The following is a 17,414-nucleotide window of genomic DNA, read 5'->3' as shown; positions in this document are numbered from 1 at the left end:
GGCAGCGGGATCGGGACGGACGTCGCTTGCCCGCCGGCTGCCGACCTTGCGGCCGGCTCAGTCTGCGCAGGCTTCGAGAGCGGCCCGGTTCCGAAGGACGACGTGGCGGGCGGACGGCAGAGCTATCACCCGGTCGCGCTCGAACTGCGACAGCGTGCGCGACACCGTCTCGATAGTGAGGCCGAGATAGTCTGCAATGTCCTGGCGGGTCATGGCAAGGTCGACGCTGCCGCCCTTGCCGTTTCCGCGCCCGGCAAGATTGATGAGGAAGGCGGCGAGCTTCTGCGCGGCGCTGCGGCGGCCGAGCAGCAAGGAGTGCTCCTGCGCCCGCTCGAGGCACTGCATGGCCAGTTGGAAGACGGCCTGCGCCGCTGCTCCGTCGCCATTGCCGAGGGCCGCGAAACCTCTCCAGCGATAGGCGATCACCGTGCAGTCGCTGACCGCTTCGGCCGAAAGACGATGCTCGCTTCCCGACTCCAGCCCGAAGATCTCGCCTTCGCCGTGGAAACCGTCGATCTGGCGGCGGCCGTCGCTGAGGAACTTGCAGGTGCGTACCGTGCCGCTGACGACCTTGTAGAAGGAGCGGACCTCGTCGCCCTCGCAATAGATCTCGCTTCCTTCGGCGAAGGTCAGCACCTGCCCGGCAAGGGGCGTGCCCGCCGCCTCGCCGCGGGCATCGGCCGTAACGGGCCGAATGGAGACGGCGGCATTCGCGGTGGTCGAAAGCGTTCCTGTCCTGGGACGGGCGATATCGGCGGAAGCGAAGGCGGTGTGCATCTTGAAGCTCCGGGGTGCGGCTCGTTCCTGATGCACAAAGGAGTAGCCGCCTCGCCGTCCGGCCGAAATTCGGTTTGCTCCTAAGGAATTCTACGTAGACCGATTGTCCCATCGGCCGAAGCGACCGGCAGGAAGGGCCGAGGCGTTCTCCGCCGGACCTTGGAACCTGCTCTCCGACTTCACCTTGCTCTTCCGCGCTCGCGCAGTCGTTGACCCACATCAAGGCGCGGGGCGCAGGAGTCCAGCCAATGCCAAGGCAGGATGCTCCAAGCATATCCGGACCGACGAACGCCACGTTCCCGTCGTCCGGCCCCGGGGACTGGATTGATGGCGGCAATGGATGTCGAGGTCGGGCGAAGCGTCGAGGACGCGCGGGACAGAAGCCTCTCAGGCTGCGGTCCCGTCCGAATCCCCGAAGACCTGTCCGGCATCATCTGGCGGTGCGGCTTCTGGGAACAGTTCTGGCTCGTGCTGCTCTCGGTCTCGGTCTTCGTGGTCAATATCGCCCCGCTTGAGCTGCAGCGGCAGATCGTCAACGACGCGGTCAACGGCAACGACATGGTCAGGGTCTTCTGGCTGGCTGGGCTCTACGCCCTGACCACCCTGCTGCTCGGCGTCCTGAAGCTCGGCATGAACGTCTATCGCGGAAAGGTCAGCGAGAACGCCGTGCGGTGGCTGCGCGGCGCGATCCTGACCGCGATCCGCCGCTTCGGCGTTCGGAACGCCCGGCCCATACCGCCCGGTATCGAGGTATCGTTAGTTCTGAGCGAGGTCGAGCCGATCGGCAGCTTCGTCGGAATCAGCCTCTCCGCACCGCTCCTGCAGGGCGGAATCCTCGTCTCCACCTTTGCCTACCTCACCTATATCGAGCCGATGATGGCGCTGGTCGCGCTCGTCGTCCTCTCCCCGCAGGTCGTGTTCGTGCCGTTGATGCAGAAGGCTATAAATCGCCGCGTGGGCCGGCGGGTCACGACGCTGCGCTCGCTGAGCGCCGAGATCATCGACGAGCCGGCCGACGACGCGACGGCCACCCTCACCTACGGCCGCGAGATCGACGCCGTGTTCCGGCTGAACATGGGTATCTTCAAGATAAAGTACTCCATGAACTTCCTGATGAACCTGATGTACCACTTCGGTGTCGCGTCGGTGCTGGCACTTGGAGGCTACTATGTCATCGAGGGGATGACGGAAATCGGGACCATCGTCGCCTTCATCTCCGGCCTCTCCCAGATCAACGCGCCGTGGGGCGACGTCGTCGACTGGTACCGCGAATGGCGCGTCACCCAGACGAAATACGGCATGATCACCAAGGTCCTGGCGGTTCTCAACACCGCAGGGCCAACACCAGCCGTAGCAGGCGCGGCTGCGGCCGAAGCCGGGTGATTTGGGGCTCCGGCCGCAATGGAGGGCCTGGGGTCGTCCGAGCCGTAGCAGTGTCAGCGGCCACCCTTACCGCGGCGCGAGCTTGACGAGGATCAAGGTCGGAGCCGACCCGTCGGCCGATGGTGCCGCCACGACGAGGCTCGCCCTCCGACCACCCTCGCCAACCACTGCCCCCCTTGGTGACGCCACCTGCTCCTCTTCCGAAGGATGCCCCATGCCGATCAATTCTTCGCACATCCCCCGCTCGGCAAGCGGCCTTGAGGTCGATACGCGGAGTCCCTCGCCGGTTCTCGATCACGACGTGATGCTGCACGCGCTCCAGGGGCGCGCCACGTCCGGCCTGTCGCCCTACGGGCTCGGGCTCGCCTTTCTCGACTGGTCGCTGCATCTCGCCAATGCCCCCTTCCGGCGAGCGGAACTTGCAAGATCGGCTGGCGCGCACTGGCTGAGACTCATGCGCGCGGCAGCCGGAGAGAGTGTGATCGCCCCCAAGGCCGGCGACCGGCGCTTCGAGGACGAGGCCTGGCGGCGCTATCCGTTCGACCTCTTCCGGCAGGCGTTCCTGCTTGGGGAAGACTGGTGGGCGGAGGCGACGGGGCCACTACCGGGCGTCGACAGACGTCACCAGCGCATCGTGTCCTTCACCACACGTCAGCTGGCCGACATGGCGTCGCCAAGCAACGCCCCCTTCCTCAATCCGGAGGTCATCGAGGCGAGCGTTGCGACCCTTGGAGCGAACTTCGCGGACGGCGCAGCCAACCTCTTCAGCGACATCGCGGAGACGATGAGCGGCACGCCGTCCGGCCTCGGCGAGCACATCGTCGGACGTGATCTCGCGGTGACGCGGGGCAAAATCGTCTTTCGCAACGGGCTGATCGAGCTGATCCAGTACGCGCCGACGACGCTCGATGTCGCCCGCGAGCCGGTTCTGATCGTGCCGGCCTGGATCATGAAGTACTACATCCTGGATCTATCGCCGGAAAACTCGCTGATCCGGCACCTGGTCGCCGCCGGCCATACGGTCTTCGCGATCTCCTGGCGCAACCCGGGGCCGGAGTTCCGCGACACCTCCTTCGACGACTACCGCACCGAGGGCGTGATGGCGGCGCTGTCCGCCGTTACGGATATCTGTGACGGTGCGAAGGTCCATGCCTGCGGCTACTGTCTCGGCGGCACGCTTTTGACGATCGCGGCCGCCGCAATGGCGCGCGAGCACGACGAGCGGCTCGCGAGCATCACCCTCCTGTGCGCCCAGACCGACTTTTCGGATGCGGGAGAACTGCAGCTCTTCATCACCGAGGACCAGCTCGCCTTTCTCGCCGACGTCATGCGCGAGCAGGGCTATCTCGACAGCCGGCAGATGGCCGGCGCCTTCCAACTCCTGCGCTCCAACGACCTGATCTGGTCGCGGCTCGTGCGCAGCTACCTCCTCGGCGAGCGCGAGCACCCGAACGACCTGATGGCGTGGAATGCCGACGGAACCCGCATGCCGGCAAGGATGCACGAAGAGTATCTGCGCCGGCTGTTCCTGAACGACGAGTTTGCCGAGGGTCATTTCCTCGTCGGGGACCGGCCGGTCGTCGCCAGCGACATCCGTGTGCCGTTCTTCGTCGTCGGCACCGAGACCGATCACGTCGCGCCCTGGCGCTCGGTCTACAAGATCCACCTTCTCAGCGATGCGGATCTCACCTTCGTGCTGACCTCGGGCGGGCACAATGCGGGCATCGTCTCCGAACCCGACCATCCGCACCGGCACTTCCGGATCGCCGAGCGGCCGACGGGTGCGCTCTATGTCGGGCCGGACGAGTGGCTGGCCGAAGCGGGCAAGAGAGACGGCTCGTGGTGGCCGGCCTGGTTCGAATGGCTCGCACGGCAGTCCAGCCAGCGGATCGCCCCGCCGCCCATGGGATCGGACCACTATCCGGCCCTGGACGACGCGCCCGGCTCATACGTGCGCGAGCACTGACGAGCCGGCCGGGATTCGCGCCGCGCACGCCGCCAACGATCGAGACCGTCCATCAGGCGGCTACACTCCTCCTTCTGCTTCCCGACATCGAAAGAAAGACCATCATGACCAAGGACTATAACGAGATCGCAGACCGCGTGGTCTCTGGCGCCGACCTTCTGGCGCAAGCCGCGCCGGATGCGATGAAGGGTTTTTCCGCCCTCGGCAGGGCCACTTATCACGACGGCGCGCTTCCGGCGAAGGTGAAGGAGCTGATGGCGCTTGCGATCGGCATCGCCGACCGCTGCGACGGCTGCGTCGGCTATCATGCCCGCGCCGCCTTCAGGCGCGGCGCGACCCGGGAGGAAGTCGCAGAGACGATCGCGGTCGCGGTGCAAATGGGCGGCGGGCCGTCGATGGTCTATGGCGGAGAGGCGCTGCGGGCCTACGACACCTTCGCGAACGGCAAAGGCAGCGGCAAGGCGTGACCCGGAAAGCGCAGCCGTTCCCCGCTTGAGGAACGGCTCGCGGCGACAGACCGCCGGATTTGCACTTCGGCAGGGCAGCGCCATCTCCTCACGCGAAGCGGGGATGTAGGCCCGTCGAAGCCTTAAGCGCCAACCCGCCGTCCGCTGCCAGCGCACAGAGCCGGGCGGAGTTCGGACGGCCCGATGCAGGGGCGAAGGGAAGCGGCATGAAGATCAAGACGAAGACGGAGCAGTTCCGCGTCGAGGAAAACGCCGTCGTCGACCTCGATCTGTGGCCGACGGCGGTCGATCCGGTCTACAAGTCGAAACACGACTATCGCGAGATGCTCGACGATCACGTCTCGCGCCTCGCCGATCTCCAGCAGCTGCTCTACTCATCCAACAGCCATGCGGTCCTTCTGATCTTCCAGGCGATGGACGCAGCCGGCAAGGACGGCGCGATCAAGCACGTGATGTCCGGCGTAAATCCGCAGGGTTGCCAGGTCTTCAGCTTCAAGCATCCGAGCCCGACGGAGCTCGAGCACGACTTCCTCTGGCGCACCACCCGCAATCTCCCCGAACGCGGCAAGATCGGCATCTTCAACCGCTCCTACTATGAGGAGGTCCTGATCGTCCGCGTCCATCCGGAGATCCTCCTCAGGGAGGGTCTGTCGAAGGTCGGGCCGAACAACGAGGCGATCTGGTCCGAACGCTACCGTTCCATCACCGACCTCGAACGGCATCTCTCGGCCAACGGTACGCGGATCGTGAAATTCTTCCTTCACCTGTCCAAGGAGGAACAGCGCAAGCGCTTCATCGCCCGCATCGACGAGCCGCAGAAGAACTGGAAGTTCAGCCTCGCCGACATCGAGGAGCGCCGCTATTGGGACAGTTACATGCATGCCTATGCAGCCTGCCTCGGCGCGACGAGCACGGCCGAATCGCCCTGGTACGTCGTCCCGGCCGACGACAAGAAGAACGCCAGGCTGATCATCTCCGAGATCATCCTCCAGACGCTCGAAAGCCTTGAGATGAGCTATCCCGTGACCACGGACGAGCGGCGTCAGGAACTCCTCGCGATCCGCAAGCAGCTCGCAGCGCAAGAGAGCTGACACCGTGCCGCGATTTCTAGGCGGGCGGGACGCCGCTCCCTGTACGGCGGATGGCGGAAGAGAGTCATCCGGGCCTCCCTCGCGATAGCATCTTGGCATTCGCTCCGCCGCAATGCCGCGTCAGATCCGCTCGCGGCTCGCCGCCTGGCCGCCGGCGAGTTCGACGATCTCCGCGGTGATCTGTTCCTGCCGGACATGGCGATAGCTTGCCTGCAGAACGCCCAGCTGCCGGTCGATCTCGCGATGCGCGGAGGCCATGGCCGCCATGCGCGCCTGGTTCTCGGCGGCGAAGGCGTGGAGCGCCGTCCCGCAGATAAGCGCATGAAGATATTCCATCGTCAGGTCGGCAAGGAGTTGCGGAACCGGCAGGTTCAGGATCGGCTCGCGGGCATGGGCCGCATGCGCGAAGGTATGCGGGTCGAGCGGCAGGAGCGGACGGCGGACGACCGTCAGTCCGGCCGCCCCGGCGGTCTCGGCGTAGACCGCCTCCGCCCTGTCCACCCGCCCCTTCGCGATCTTCGCCGCGAGCGAATCGACGATGTCGCCGGCAAGCTTGGGGACTCCCGCGGAATGCGACGGCATCGCCGCCGCGAAATCCGCCGTGATGCCGCGCTCCTGCGCCAGCGCGTGTCCCCGCGTGCCGATCAGGAACAGCATCGCCGGTTCCGCATCGCCGCCGATCGCGTCCAGCACCCGCTCGCTGAAGGCACCGGCGAAGCCCTGTTCGGCGCAGAAGACGATGCGCACGATCCGCCCCGACCCTGCGCCGGCTCCGCCGGTCGGAGACCCGATGGCGAGAACCCGCCCGAGCGTCTCCGCAATGGTCTCGGAATAGGCGTCCACCGCCGCGAGTTCCTGGCGCACCTTCTGGATCCGCGCCCCGGCGATCCCGCGCATGGCGTTGACGACGCTTCCGAGCTGCCGGATGCCATCGATCCGGGCGGCGACGTCGGCAAGGCGCTCGCTCATGGCGCTGCGGCCCGCTCGGTGTCGGCCGCAATCTGCGCGATCATGGCCGAAAGCGCGCCCCTCAAGGCCGTTCTACCCGCCTCGTCCAGCGTGCCGTCCGCCTCGATCTGTCGCACCGCCTCTGGTGCGGCCCGGTCGATGCCCGTCGCGACGGCCCCGCGAAGCTCCCCTAGCCGCTCTGCCGGCAGGCCGTCGGTCAGCCCTGCCTGGACCGCGGTCACCAATGCGACCTCCTCGACCAGCCGGAACGGGTGATAGGGCCGCTGACTGAGGATCGCGCGGATCCTCGCGCCGCGCGCCAGTCGCGCTTTCACCCGCTGATCGGTGAGGCCGCCGAAGCGGGTGAACATTTCGAGCTCAAGGAACTGCGCATAGTCCAGCCGCATCGTCTCGGCCGCCTCCCGCAGGGCATGCGCCTGCGTCTTGCCACCGACGCGGGACACCGAGGTGCCGACATCCACGGCCGGCTTCTGGCCCTCGTTGAACAGGCGGATGTCGAGGACGATCTGGCCGTCGGTGATCGAGATCAGATTGGTCGGGATGTAGGCGCTGAGATTGCCGGCATCGGTCTCCGCGACCGGCAGCGCTGTCAGCGAGCCGCCGCCCATCTCGTCAGACAGCATCGCCGCCCGCTCCAGAAGCCGCGCGTGAAGGTAGAATACGTCTCCCGGATAGGCTTCGCGGCCGGGCGACTGGCGGGTCAGCAGCGCGATTTCACGATGCGTCGCGGCATGCTTGGAGAGATCGTCGAGGACCACAAGTGCATGCTGGCCGCGGTCGCGGAAGTACTCGGCAATGGTGACGCCGGCGAAGGGCGCGATCCATTGCAGGCCCGGAGCATCCGACGGGCTGGCGACGACGATGATCGTACGCTCCGGTACGCCGTGCTTCCGGATGGCGTCGATCGCGCGGCGCACGCTGGCGCTCTTCTGGCCAATCGCGACATAGACCGAGATGATGTCGCTCGCCTTCTGGCTGATGATGGCGTCGATCGCGACCGTCGACTTGCCGGTGGCGCGATCGCCGATGATCAACTCGCGCTGACCGCGGCCGAGAGCAAAGAGCGTGTCGAGGACGAGGATTCCGGTCTGCACGGGCCGGGTGACGGCCGCACGCTCGACGATCGCGGGCGCTGCCCGCTCGATCGGCTTGTGCGTGTCCGCGGCGATCGGCCCCTTGCCGTCGAGCGGGCGGCCGAGCGGATCGACCACACGGCCGAGCAGACCCTCGCCGACCGGGACCCGCACGACGTCGCCCGTGCCGGACACGATATCGCCCGCCTCGATGCCGGCGATATCGTCGAGAAGAACGCAGCCGACCCGATCCTCCTCCAGCACCTGCGCGAAGCCGAAGCGGCCATCCGAGAAGGCCAGGAGTTCGTCGAGACGCGCACCGGGAAGGCCCGAGATCATTGCGATGCCGTCGCCGATCTCCTCGACGCGGCCGACCACGCGGGTCCGGGGTCCGATTGCCGCGGCCGCGACCTGGCGGCGCGCGCCCTCCGCCCAGCTGGACTGCCAGTCTTCACCGCGTTCCGTCATGGCCAAGCTCCCTGCGGATGGTCTCGAGATCGGCGCGCCAGCTGTTCTCGACGACGAGATGCGGTCCCTTCAGTTCCAGGCCCGCGATCAGGCTCGGATCGGTCTCGAAGGCGAGGTCCGGCGACCGCCCGATCGCCTCGGCCAGCCGGGCCCTGCAGCTCTCCTCTTCCTCGCGATCGAGCGGTCCGGCACTGACCAGCGTAAAGGCAGCTCCGTTCGCGCCGAGGCTCTGGCGGGTCGTTTGCGGGAGATCTGTGATCTCGCGCGCAAGCGATCCGAGGAAGGCCGCGTGCAGACTGCGCTCGTCGATGCGCGTCAGAAGCCTGCGGGCCGCCTCCAGCGCGAGTTGCGAGGCCTCATCGGTCAGCGCCCGGCGCGTTTCCTTCGCCTCTCGGGCAAGGTCTGCCCGCCGCGCCGCCTTCAGCGCCTCCGCCTCCTCGGCCGCCTTGGTGAGGATGTCCTTCTTCAGCGCCTCGGCGGCGGACTTCGCCTCGGCGAGAACCGCCGCGCGCTCCTCGGCAATGCCGGCCCGGGTCAGCTCGATCTCCTTCAGCTGCGAGACCGCATCGGCCCGCTCCGCCTCGGCATCGGCAAGCGCCTTCGCGGCCGCCTGCCGCCGGTCCTCGATCATCGCCGCGACCGGCCGCCAGAAGAAGCGGGCAAGCAGCCAGATCAGGATCAGGACGTTGACCGCCTGGATGGCGAGCGTCCACCAGTCGATGGTCATTGCGAAGTCAGACGAAGGGGTTGGCGAAGAGCAGAAGCAGCGCGACGACCAGGCAGTAGATCGCCATGGTCTCGATCATCGCGAGACCGACGAAGAGTGTCCGCGAGATCGTCGCGGAGGCCTCCGGCTGGCGGGCGATGGCGTCCATCGCGGCGGCGACCGCCCGTCCCTCGCCGAGCGCCGGTCCGATGGCGCCGAAGGAGACGGCGATCGCGGCGCCGAGAATGCTGATGAAGGCGAGCCAGTTCATTGTGGGGCCCTTTCTGAATTGTCCGAGGAGGCCGGCCGCCCCTCGCTGACGGTGCCGGCGATGAACACCGTCGCGAGGACGGCGAAGATATAGGCCTGGACGGCACCAGTCAGGAGATCGAGCGCCATCAGGGGAATCGGGACGAGCAGCCCGGCCAGTGAGAGAACGATGCCGACGACGAAGACGCCGCTCATGATGTTGCCGAACAGGCGGACGAGCAGCGAGAAGGTCCGGGTGATGCTCTCGACGAAATTGAGCGGGATCATCAGGACGCTCGGCGTGGCGAAGCTGCGTAGATAGCCGGAGACGCCGTTGGCCCTGACGCCGAACCAGATGACCGCGAGAAAGACCAGAAGCGCGAGCGCGGCATCCGTCTCGACATGCGCCGTCGGCGGCTCGACTCCCGGCACGAGCGACGTCCAGTTGGCGAAGAGGATGAAGACGAAGAGCGTTCCGACGAAAGCGCGATAGGGGGAAGGATCGGCCTGCATCGTCTCGCGGATCTGGCTGTCGACTGTCTCGACGACGAGTTCGAGAGAAGCTTGCAGTGCCGAGGGCTTCATGGCCATGCGGCGCGTCACGCCCCAGCAGCCGATGGTCAGGATCGCCATCAGCACCCAGGTCGCGATGACCGGCTCGGTGAGCGGCACCGGCCCGAGGTAAAACAGTGCCTGCGTCTCGAGCGGCGAATTCATGTCTCGATCCTGCCCGACCGGCGCATGACGATGGCCCGCCCGAAGAGAAGGCCAAGCGTCATGGCAAGGAGCGCGGCGGCGCCCTGAAAGCTCGCCAATGTCAGCGCGGCGATCAGCAGCGAGAACCGGCCCGCCGCAAGCGCCGCCGTACGCCACCAGCGTCCGCCTTCGACGAGCTCGCGCGCATGGTGCCAGAGGGCGGCGAAGTGGGCGAAGCCGAGGGCAAAGCCCGCCACGAGAAAGCCTGCAACCTCGACCGGCGTCCACCAGCCGAGCGTTTGGACGAGATGATAAGGGGTCATGGCTGATTCATCCATTTCCAGGCCGACCAGCAGCCGAGGCCGAGGCCGATCATCAGAAGCGCTCCGGTGATGGTGAGGCCGGTCGCGAAGACACGGTCGAGCCAGCGACCGATGAAGAGGCCGAGGAGGGTCGGCACGACAATGATCCAGCCGAGCACGCCGATCTGGGCAAGGCGGTGAGCGATCGCCGGCTCGCCCTCCTTCAGAAATCGCCGGTGCCTTTCCCCGCGCCGGCGCGTCGCGTCTGCGAGGCCGTCCGGGCGGGGGGGCCCGCCGGGCTCCTTGTCAGGGTCGTCGGGCGCGCTCACCGCAGGGACTCCGACTGGAACTCTGCAGTCGGCCTCAAATGGCGCATGATCTGGCGGATCGCCGCAAGCTGCAGGCGGGTCGATTCGACATGCTCGGTGCGCTGTGTCTCGAGATCGGCCTCGAACGTCTTCAGGACGGTTTCGTGCAGCGTGGCAAGATCGTCCCCGAGGATCGCCTCTCGCGTTGCGACCGTGACGTCGTGGCCCGCAGCGACGGTCATGACGCCGCCGCGCACGGCGCAGTGCCGGCGCCGATTTCCCTTTGCTGACCAGCTCACCACGGAGATTGCGAGGACCGTCAGGAAATCCGCGTGCCCCGGCAGGATCCCGAAGCTGCCGCTTGGATCTTCGGCGCGGACGGCTGTCACCGCGTCATCGTCCAGGACGACCGACAGCGGGCTGACGATGCGCAGTCTCACGCCGCCCGCTCCTTGGATCCGGCGCCCGCCTGCTCTTTCAGCCGGGCATCGTCCAGAGACCCGATCATGTAGAGCGAATCCTCCGCCCAGTCGTCCGCCTCCCCGTCGAGGATCGCCCTCACCCCCGACAGCGTATCGGCGCGCGCGACGCTCTTGCCGGCGACACCGGTGAAGGCCTCCGTGACGGTGAAGGGCTGCGAAAAAAAGCGCTGCAGCCGGCGCGCGCGGCGCACCGCCTGCCGGTCCGCCGGCCCGAGTTCCTCCGTTCCGAGCAGCGCGATGATGTCCTGCAATTCCTTGAACCGGGCGAGCGCCTGGCGGGCGCGTTCGGCAAGCGCGTAATGCTCCTCGCCCACGATCTCCGGATCGAGCAGCACCGAGGCGGAGGCGAGCGGATCGACGGCGGGATAGAAGCCTTCCGCCGCAAGCTGCCGCGAAAGCACGATGGTGCTGTCCATATGGCTAGAGATCGCGGTGACGGCGGGGTCGGTGAAGTCGTCGGCTGGAACGTAGACGGCCTGAATCGCCGTCACCGCGGCGCCCGAGGCCGAGGCGATCCGCTCCTGAAGCGAGGCGACCTCGCTCGCCAGCGTCGGCTGGTAGCCGACGCGCGAGGGCAGACGACCGAGAAGTCCCGAGACCTCGCTGCCCGCCTGCAGGAAGCGGAAGACATTGTCCATCAGGAGGAGGACGTTCTGGTGCTTCTCGTCGCGGAAGTCCTCGGCGATCGTCAGCGCGGTCATCGGAACGCGCCAGCGTGCCCCCGGCGGCTCGTTCATCTGGCCGTAGACCAGGACTGTGCGCGGCAGGACGCCGGAACGCTGCATCTCGGTCAGAAGCTCGTGCCCTTCCCTGGACCGTTCGCCGATGCCCGCGAAGACCGAGATGCCCTGATACTTCTCGACCATGGCGTGGATCAGCTCCATCACCAGCACGGTCTTGCCGACGCCGGCGCCGCCGAACATGGCCGCCTTGCCCCCGGCGGAGAGCGGCGAGAAGAAGTCGATGACCTTGATGCCGGTCTCGAACAGGCCGCCGCCCGTCGCGCCGGTTTCCATCAGCGGCGGCGGCGGGTTGTGGATGCCACGGCGTTTGGTGTCAGGCGGCAGGGCCGGCCCGCGATCGCGCACGGCGCCAGTGACGTCGATCAGGCGACCGAGCACGGCGTCGCCGACCGGCACTTCGATCGGCCGCCCCGTCGCCAGGACCGCCGCGTTGCGCGCCAGGCCCCCTGTCGCCTGAAGCGCGATCGCCCGGACGGTCTGCGGGTCGAGATGGCTGTGGACCTCGAGGATCAGCGGCTCGGCACCTTCCATCTCGATGCTGAGCATGCTGTCGATCGGCGGCAGATCGGCTTCGGAAAAGCGCACGTCGATCACCGCGCCCCGCACGGCGACCACCTTTCCCGTTACACCCTGATCGGACATGACACTTCGATCCGCTTGACCGTCCGCGAGCCGTTCGCTGTCCCGAACGGGTCGCCCTCATCGACGCCAGTCGTAGGCCTCCAGTTCGTGCGGACCTTGATACGGATCAATAAGCCAGGCGGACGATCCGCTTCAGCGCGGCTCGGGGCATGGCCAGCGACATGCTCCGGGCTCGCGGCCAGCTTGATGCCGGTCAAGGCCCTCCGGGCCGGTGCGAGCCATGCTCCACCCGCGTTACTCTCCCGGAGAACCGTTCCATGCCGCGTCGCATCCTCCTCATTCTCGGGCATCCCGATCCGGCGCCGAACCACCTCTGCCGGGCGCTGGCCGACGCCTATGACGAAGGCGCGCGTGCGGAAGGCCATACGGTCGACCGGATCGATCTTTCGGGCCTCGACTTTCCGCTCCTGCGCAGCCCGGCGGACTTTATGAGCGGCAGCGTTCCCGACGCTCTTCGCCCCGCCGCCGATGCGCTCGCCGCCGCCGACCATGTGGTGATCGTCTTCCCGCTCTGGCTCGGCACCATGCCGGCGGTCCTGAAGGCTTTCCTCGAACAGCTCATGCGGCCGGGGGTCGCCTTCGAGAACGCTGCGGGCGGCAAGGGCTTTCCCAAGGGCAGGCTCTCGGGGCGCAGCGCGCGGGTCGTCGTCACCATGGGGATGCCGTCGGTCGTCTATCGGCTCTGGTTCCGCAATCACGGGATCGCGTGCCTGCGCCGCAACATCCTCAACTTCGTCGGAATCCGCCCGGTGCGCGAGACGCTCTACGGCATGGTCGAGGCCGGCGAGCCGACGAAACGCGAAGGCTGGATCGCGCAAATGCGGGCGCTCGGCGCGCGGGCGGGATGAGATTTCCGGCCACAACAGCGTCCATCCAGCGATAGCGCAGGAACTCGTCGAGGCAGCGCACGCGCGCTGGCCTGTTCGATCGCCACACGCGAGAACATTCCGGTCAAGCTGACGCTCGCCTGATGCTTCGGGCCCCGTCGCGAAGGCTTTGCGTCGGCGCGCCGGGCCGGCTAAGCCGGGAGCGACCAGGTTCATCGGTCGAGGAGCATCCGCATGACGCCTTCGCGTGAAATCCAGCGTCTCGTCGAGATCATGACCGCCCTGCGGGATCCGAAGGACGGCTGCCCCTGGGATGTCGAGCAGGATTTCTCCACCATCGCGCCCTACACGATCGAGGAGGCCTACGAAGTGGCCGACGCGATCGAGCGCGACGACGCCGTCGACCTGAAGGAAGAACTCGGCGATCTCCTGCTGCAGGTCGTCTACCACGCGCAGATGGCGGCCGAGTGTGGCCTGTTCGATTTCGGCGATGTCGTCGAGGGGATCACGACGAAGATGATCCGCCGGCACCCGCATGTCTTTGGCGACGCCGAGGCTCGTTCGGCGAGGAGCGCCAAGGGCCAGTGGGAGAAGATCAAGGCGGAGGAAAAGGCCGAGCGCCAGCGGGCCCGGACCGAAGCCGAGACCACCAGCCTCACCGGCCGCGCGGCCGATCGAGCGCCGGTTAATGGCGCCCAGCGCCATCTCGACCAGGTTCCGGCGGCCTTTCCCGCGCTGACGCTGGCGCTGAAGGTACAGAAGCAGGCGGCGAAGATCGGCTTCGACTGGGATCGGCCGGAGCCGATCCTCGCCAAGATCGAGGAAGAGATCGGCGAACTCTCCGAGGCGGTCTCGTCAGGCGACCGCGACGCCGCCGAGGGCGAGATGGGCGATCTGTTGTTCTCCGTCGTCAATCTCGCGCGCTATCACGAGATCGATCCGGAAGCCGCGCTCAGGCGCTGCGTGAGGAAGTTCCGCGACCGCTTCGGCTTCATCGAGGACGGGCTGGTAGCGACGGGTCGGACGCTGCAGGATGCCAGCCTCGACGAGATGGAGGCGCTGTGGATTGCGGCGAAGGGCGCGAGGACTACAGCATAGGCGGGGAGACCGGGATCGGCCGAGATTGGCGCCGCCCTCGGCCTCGGAGCCGAGGAACTCGATCCGCCCGTGATCACCCCTTGATGCGGGATCACCCCTTGATGATTGGCGACCGGCTTCTGGCCCCGGACCGGCGCTTGGCCGGCTTGTCCAGCGCCGCACGCCGCGCCGCCTCGTCCGCAACGGCGATCCAGCGTGCCGCCTCGTCGGGATCGTCGAAGGCTTCGTCCGGCATCCGCCAATAGGGCATCGCGACGGGCGTCCGGCCCGGGCGCTGATAGGTCCAGCGTTCCAGACCCGCCGCCTCGTAAGCCGGTTCGCCGGCGCTGTCGCCCTTCAGATGGAGCGTGCCGCGGATGACGACCGCGACGATCCGGCCTTGGGAGTAGATGCCCTGGCCGCCGAACATCCGGCGGATCGAGACCGCGGGGAGCGAGGCGAAGAGGTCGCGGAGAAATTCCTCGTCCATCCGCGCCGCCCGGCTGCCGGTTTCGGACGCCGGATCAGCGTGCCTGGCTGGCCGATGCTCCGGCGGAAGCGTTCGCCATCGCTGCGAGATCGGCCTGCTTCAGCTCGACGGATTCGCCGCAGCCGCAGGCCGAGGTTTGGTTCGGATTCTTGAAGGTGAAGCCGGAGCGCAGCACCGTCTCCTCGTAGTCCATCTCGGTCCCGAGCAGGAACAGCACGGCTTCCGGGGCGACCAGCACCCTGGCGCCGTCCTTCTCGATCAGGTCCTCGTTCGGCTTCTTCTCCGTCGCGAGGTCGATCGTGTATTCCATGCCGGCACAGCCGCCCTTCTTGATGCCGACGCGCACACCGAGCGCTTCCGGCCCCTTCGCGGCAAGGATCGCCTTGACGCGGTCTGCTGCGGCGTCGGTCATGCTCATCACGGCGAAACGGCTCATGGCGGTTTCCTCTCAGCTGTCTGCACTGCGAATTCTACAGCAAAGATGGGCGTTTTGCACCGGCCTCGCAAGCCGACGCCCCGTTCGCACGGCGTGGACGGTCACGACCTCGCCCAGAGCCTGCGCGTGACAAGTTCGCCGGCATGCCCGTCCGGGTCGCGGAAATAGAGGCTGTGGCCGCGCCCGTTCGACCAGGCGACCTCGCTCTCGATGGCGATCCCGCAGCCGGTGAGATGGACGCGCCAGGATTCGACATCGCCCTCCGCAACGCCGAGCGCGAAATGGCTCGGTCCGCTGCCGTCATGCGGTGGGATGGAGCCGCCGGGAGTCTCGACCGCCTCCAGCGTCGCGCCGCGGGCAAAGAGAATCAGGGCGCTGGCGTCCGGCAGGCGGAACACCGTGATCCGATCCTCGGCAAACAGCGGGTCCATCCCCAACAGGCGCCGGTAAAACACGCGCGACCGTTCCATGTCGTCGACATAGAGACAGGTCTCCAGGAGACCGGTCAGCTTCGGTGCCATCGTGCGGCTCAGAACCAGCCGACGGCGATCTGGGCTTCCTCGCTCATGCGCTCCGGAGTCCAGGGGGGATCGAAGACGATCTCGACCTTGACCTGGCCGACGCCGTCGACGGAGCCGACGGCGTTCTCGACCCAGATCGGCATTTCGCCTGCCACCGGGCAGCCCGGCGCGGTCAATGTCATTTCGAGATCGACATTGCGCTCGTCGTCGATGTCGATCTTGTAGATCAGACCGAGCTCGTAGATGTCGGCCGGGATCTCCGGATCGTAGACGGTCTTCAGGGCGCCGATGATGTCGTCGGTCAGACGCGTCAGTTCCTCGGGGGGGATCGTCGAGGTCTGCGGTCCGCCCGACGCCATCGCCATGTTGGCCGCGGCGGTATCGTCCGCCGGCTGGTCGAGCGTCTTGGTATCGGCTTCGTCGGTCATGGCATCATCCTCAGGCGAAGAAACGCCTCGCCTTTTCGAGCGCCTCGGCGAGCGCATCGACTTCATGTCGTGTGTTGTACATAGCAAACGACGCCCGGCATGTGGAGGTCGTCCCGAACCGCTGCAAGAGCGGCTGCGCGCAATGCGTCCCGGCGCGCACTGCGACACCTTCGCGGTCGATCACCATCGAGACGTCGTGGGCATGGATGCCCTTGAGGTCGAAGGAGACGATCGCCCCCTTGCCCGGCGCCTCGCCGTAGATCTTCAGCGAATTCACCGCCGTGAGCCGCTCATGCGCGTAGTCCCTGAGGTCGGCTTCGTGTGCAGCGATCGCCTCGCGGCCGACGCTCACCATGTAATCGAGCGCGGCGCCGAGCCCGATCGCCTGGACGATCGGCGGCGTGCCCGCCTCGAAGCGATGCGGCGGCGCATTGTAGGTGACGGTGTCTTCGGTGACCTCGATGATCATCTCGCCGCCGCCATTGAACGGCCGCGTCGCCTCCAGCATGTCGCGACGGCCGTAGAGAACGCCGATGCCGGTGGGCCCATACACCTTGTGGCCGGTGAAGACGTAGAAGTCGCAGCCGATGTCCTGGACGTCGACCGGCAGATGGACGGCGCCCTGGCTGCCGTCCACGAGCACCGGGATGCCCTTCGAATGCGCGAGCGCCGTCACCGCCTTGACGTCGACCACGGTGCCGAGGACGTTCGACATATGCGTGGTGGCGACGAGCTTGGTGCGCGGCGTGATCGCCCGCTCGAAGGCTTCGACGTCGACCGAACCGTCCTCGGCTACCGGCACGAAGACCAGCTTGGCGCCGTTCCTCTCCCGGATGAAATGCCAGGGAACGATGTTGGAGTGGTGCTCCATCAGGGTGAGGACGATCTCGTCCCCCTCCCCGATCTCGTTCATGCCCCAGCCATAGGCGACGAGGTTGATCGCTTCCGTCGCGGAGCGGGTGAAGACGATCTCTTCCGCGCTCGCCGCATTCAGGAAGGCGGCCAGCTTGCCGCGCGCCGCCTCATAGGCCTCGGTGGAACGGTTCGAGAGGTAGTGGAGGCCGCGGTGGACGTTGGCATAATCCTCCGCATAGGCCCGCATGATCGTATCGAGCACCGCTTTCGGCTTCTGGGCCGAGGCGCCGTTGTCCAGATAGACCAGCGGCTTCCCGTAGACCTCCTTGGAGAGGATCGGAAAATCAGCGCGGATCGTCTCGACGTCGTAGCTGCCGGCACCCGTAATAGTGGCGTGAGCCGTCATGGGTCTCAAACTCCAGCTTCCGTTGCATGCGGGCGGCTCGTTACCGGCCCGT

21 protein-coding genes are annotated in these 17,414 nt (G+C 67.0%); 6 read left to right on the top strand and 15 right to left on the bottom strand.

Annotated features, from left to right (window positions below):
- Positions 1 to 57: 57 nt before the first annotated feature.
- Positions 58 to 777: a helix-turn-helix domain-containing protein gene (locus LH400_RS20870; RefSeq protein ID WP_229155243.1), complete on the bottom strand. Its 720-nt coding sequence runs from the start codon at positions 775 to 777 to the stop codon at positions 58 to 60.
- A 327-nt stretch (positions 778 to 1,104) separates the two neighbouring features.
- Here LH400_RS20870 and LH400_RS20865 point away from each other — a divergent pair, with 327 nt between their 5' ends.
- From LH400_RS20865 to LH400_RS20850, 4 genes are all read left to right on the top strand, one after another.
- Positions 1,105 to 2,160 carry an ABC transporter ATP-binding protein gene (locus LH400_RS20865; RefSeq protein ID WP_229155241.1) on the top strand — a complete coding sequence of 352 codons (1,056 nt, stop codon included), beginning with the start codon at positions 1,105 to 1,107 and terminating at the stop codon, positions 2,158 to 2,160.
- A 214-nt stretch (positions 2,161 to 2,374) separates the two neighbouring features.
- Positions 2,375 to 4,126: a PHA/PHB synthase family protein gene (locus LH400_RS20860; protein WP_229155239.1), complete on the top strand. Its 1,752-nt coding sequence runs from the start codon at positions 2,375 to 2,377 to the stop codon at positions 4,124 to 4,126.
- A 104-nt stretch (positions 4,127 to 4,230) separates the two neighbouring features.
- Positions 4,231 to 4,593 carry a carboxymuconolactone decarboxylase family protein gene (locus LH400_RS20855; RefSeq protein ID WP_229155237.1) on the top strand — a complete coding sequence of 121 codons (363 nt, stop codon included), beginning with the start codon at positions 4,231 to 4,233 and terminating at the stop codon, positions 4,591 to 4,593.
- Between the two features lie 206 nt (positions 4,594 to 4,799).
- Positions 4,800 to 5,684: an ADP-polyphosphate phosphotransferase gene (locus LH400_RS20850; RefSeq protein ID WP_229155235.1), complete on the top strand. Its 885-nt coding sequence runs from the start codon at positions 4,800 to 4,802 to the stop codon at positions 5,682 to 5,684.
- Between the two features lie 120 nt (positions 5,685 to 5,804).
- On the opposite strand, the gene LH400_RS20845 is transcribed toward LH400_RS20850, so the two are convergent.
- From LH400_RS20845 to atpD, 9 genes are read right to left on the bottom strand one after another with little or no spacing between them, the layout of a single operon-like run.
- Positions 5,805 to 6,653, bottom strand: coding sequence for a F0F1 ATP synthase subunit gamma (locus LH400_RS20845; RefSeq protein WP_229155233.1), 849 nt, complete (start codon positions 6,651 to 6,653; stop codon positions 5,805 to 5,807).
- Positions 6,650 to 8,194 carry a F0F1 ATP synthase subunit alpha gene (locus LH400_RS20840; RefSeq protein ID WP_229155231.1) on the bottom strand — a complete coding sequence of 515 codons (1,545 nt, stop codon included), beginning with the start codon at positions 8,192 to 8,194 and terminating at the stop codon, positions 6,650 to 6,652. Before LH400_RS20840 ends, LH400_RS20845 begins: the two co-directional genes overlap by 4 nt.
- Positions 8,178 to 8,921, bottom strand: coding sequence for a F0F1 ATP synthase subunit delta (locus tag LH400_RS20835; RefSeq protein WP_229155229.1), 744 nt, complete (start codon positions 8,919 to 8,921; stop codon positions 8,178 to 8,180). The genes LH400_RS20840 and LH400_RS20835 overlap by 17 nt, the downstream gene beginning before the upstream one ends.
- A gap of 7 nt (positions 8,922 to 8,928) precedes the next feature.
- A complete protein-coding gene (locus LH400_RS20830) occupies positions 8,929 to 9,171 on the bottom strand; it encodes a F0F1 ATP synthase subunit C (RefSeq protein ID WP_229155227.1) in 243 nt (80 codons plus the stop codon).
- On the bottom strand, positions 9,168 to 9,866 hold the full coding sequence (locus LH400_RS20825; protein WP_229155225.1) for a F0F1 ATP synthase subunit A: 699 nt from the start codon (positions 9,864 to 9,866) through the stop codon (positions 9,168 to 9,170). The genes LH400_RS20830 and LH400_RS20825 overlap by 4 nt, the downstream gene beginning before the upstream one ends.
- A complete protein-coding gene (locus tag LH400_RS20820) occupies positions 9,863 to 10,168 on the bottom strand; it encodes an N-ATPase subunit AtpR (protein WP_229155223.1) in 306 nt (101 codons plus the stop codon). The genes LH400_RS20825 and LH400_RS20820 overlap by 4 nt, the downstream gene beginning before the upstream one ends.
- A complete protein-coding gene (locus LH400_RS20815) occupies positions 10,165 to 10,476 on the bottom strand; it encodes an AtpZ/AtpI family protein (RefSeq protein ID WP_229155221.1) in 312 nt (103 codons plus the stop codon). Before LH400_RS20815 ends, LH400_RS20820 begins: the two co-directional genes overlap by 4 nt.
- A complete protein-coding gene (locus tag LH400_RS20810; RefSeq protein ID WP_229155218.1) occupies positions 10,473 to 10,895 on the bottom strand; it encodes a F0F1 ATP synthase subunit epsilon in 423 nt (140 codons plus the stop codon). Before LH400_RS20810 ends, LH400_RS20815 begins: the two co-directional genes overlap by 4 nt.
- Complete coding sequence (atpD, locus tag LH400_RS20805) at positions 10,892 to 12,322, bottom strand: F0F1 ATP synthase subunit beta (protein WP_229155217.1); 1,431 nt, start codon at positions 12,320 to 12,322, stop codon at positions 10,892 to 10,894. Before atpD ends, LH400_RS20810 begins: the two co-directional genes overlap by 4 nt.
- A 257-nt stretch (positions 12,323 to 12,579) precedes the next feature.
- Here atpD and LH400_RS20800 point away from each other — a divergent pair, with 257 nt between their 5' ends.
- On the top strand, positions 12,580 to 13,170 hold the full coding sequence (locus tag LH400_RS20800; RefSeq protein ID WP_229155216.1) for an NAD(P)H-dependent oxidoreductase: 591 nt from the start codon (positions 12,580 to 12,582) through the stop codon (positions 13,168 to 13,170).
- Positions 13,171 to 13,383: 213 nt separating this feature from the next.
- Positions 13,384 to 14,247 (top strand): nucleoside triphosphate pyrophosphohydrolase, encoded by an 864-nt coding sequence (gene mazG / locus LH400_RS20795; RefSeq protein ID WP_229155215.1) that lies wholly within the window; start codon positions 13,384 to 13,386, stop codon positions 14,245 to 14,247.
- Between the two features lie 91 nt (positions 14,248 to 14,338).
- Here mazG and LH400_RS20790 read toward each other — a convergent pair whose 3' ends face one another.
- The 5 genes from LH400_RS20790 to LH400_RS20770 form a co-directional block, all read right to left on the bottom strand.
- Entirely contained in the window at positions 14,339 to 14,716 is a 378-nt protein-coding gene (locus LH400_RS20790; protein ID WP_229155213.1) for a TfoX/Sxy family protein, read from the bottom strand.
- A 34-nt stretch (positions 14,717 to 14,750) separates the two neighbouring features.
- Positions 14,751 to 15,152: a Fe-S cluster assembly scaffold SufA gene (gene sufA / locus LH400_RS20785; protein WP_229155212.1), complete on the bottom strand. Its 402-nt coding sequence runs from the start codon at positions 15,150 to 15,152 to the stop codon at positions 14,751 to 14,753.
- A gap of 101 nt (positions 15,153 to 15,253) precedes the next feature.
- Entirely contained in the window at positions 15,254 to 15,673 is a 420-nt protein-coding gene (locus LH400_RS20780; RefSeq protein WP_229155211.1) for a VOC family protein, read from the bottom strand.
- 8 nt (positions 15,674 to 15,681) lie between these two features.
- The gene (locus LH400_RS20775) at positions 15,682 to 16,101 is read right to left on the bottom strand and encodes an SUF system Fe-S cluster assembly protein (RefSeq protein WP_370638446.1); all 420 of its coding nucleotides are present in this window, start codon (positions 16,099 to 16,101) and stop codon (positions 15,682 to 15,684) included.
- 10 nt (positions 16,102 to 16,111) lie between these two features.
- Positions 16,112 to 17,362, bottom strand: coding sequence for a cysteine desulfurase (locus tag LH400_RS20770; RefSeq protein ID WP_229155210.1), 1,251 nt, complete (start codon positions 17,360 to 17,362; stop codon positions 16,112 to 16,114).
- Positions 17,363 to 17,414 lie beyond the last annotated feature (52 nt).

The organism is Jiella soli (genome assembly GCF_020615385.1).
GTDB lineage: Bacteria > Pseudomonadota > Alphaproteobacteria > Rhizobiales > Rhizobiaceae > VKMB-3413.
The sequence above is the reverse complement of the archived record's forward strand: the minus strand, read 5'-3'. Positions and strand labels throughout refer to the sequence as shown.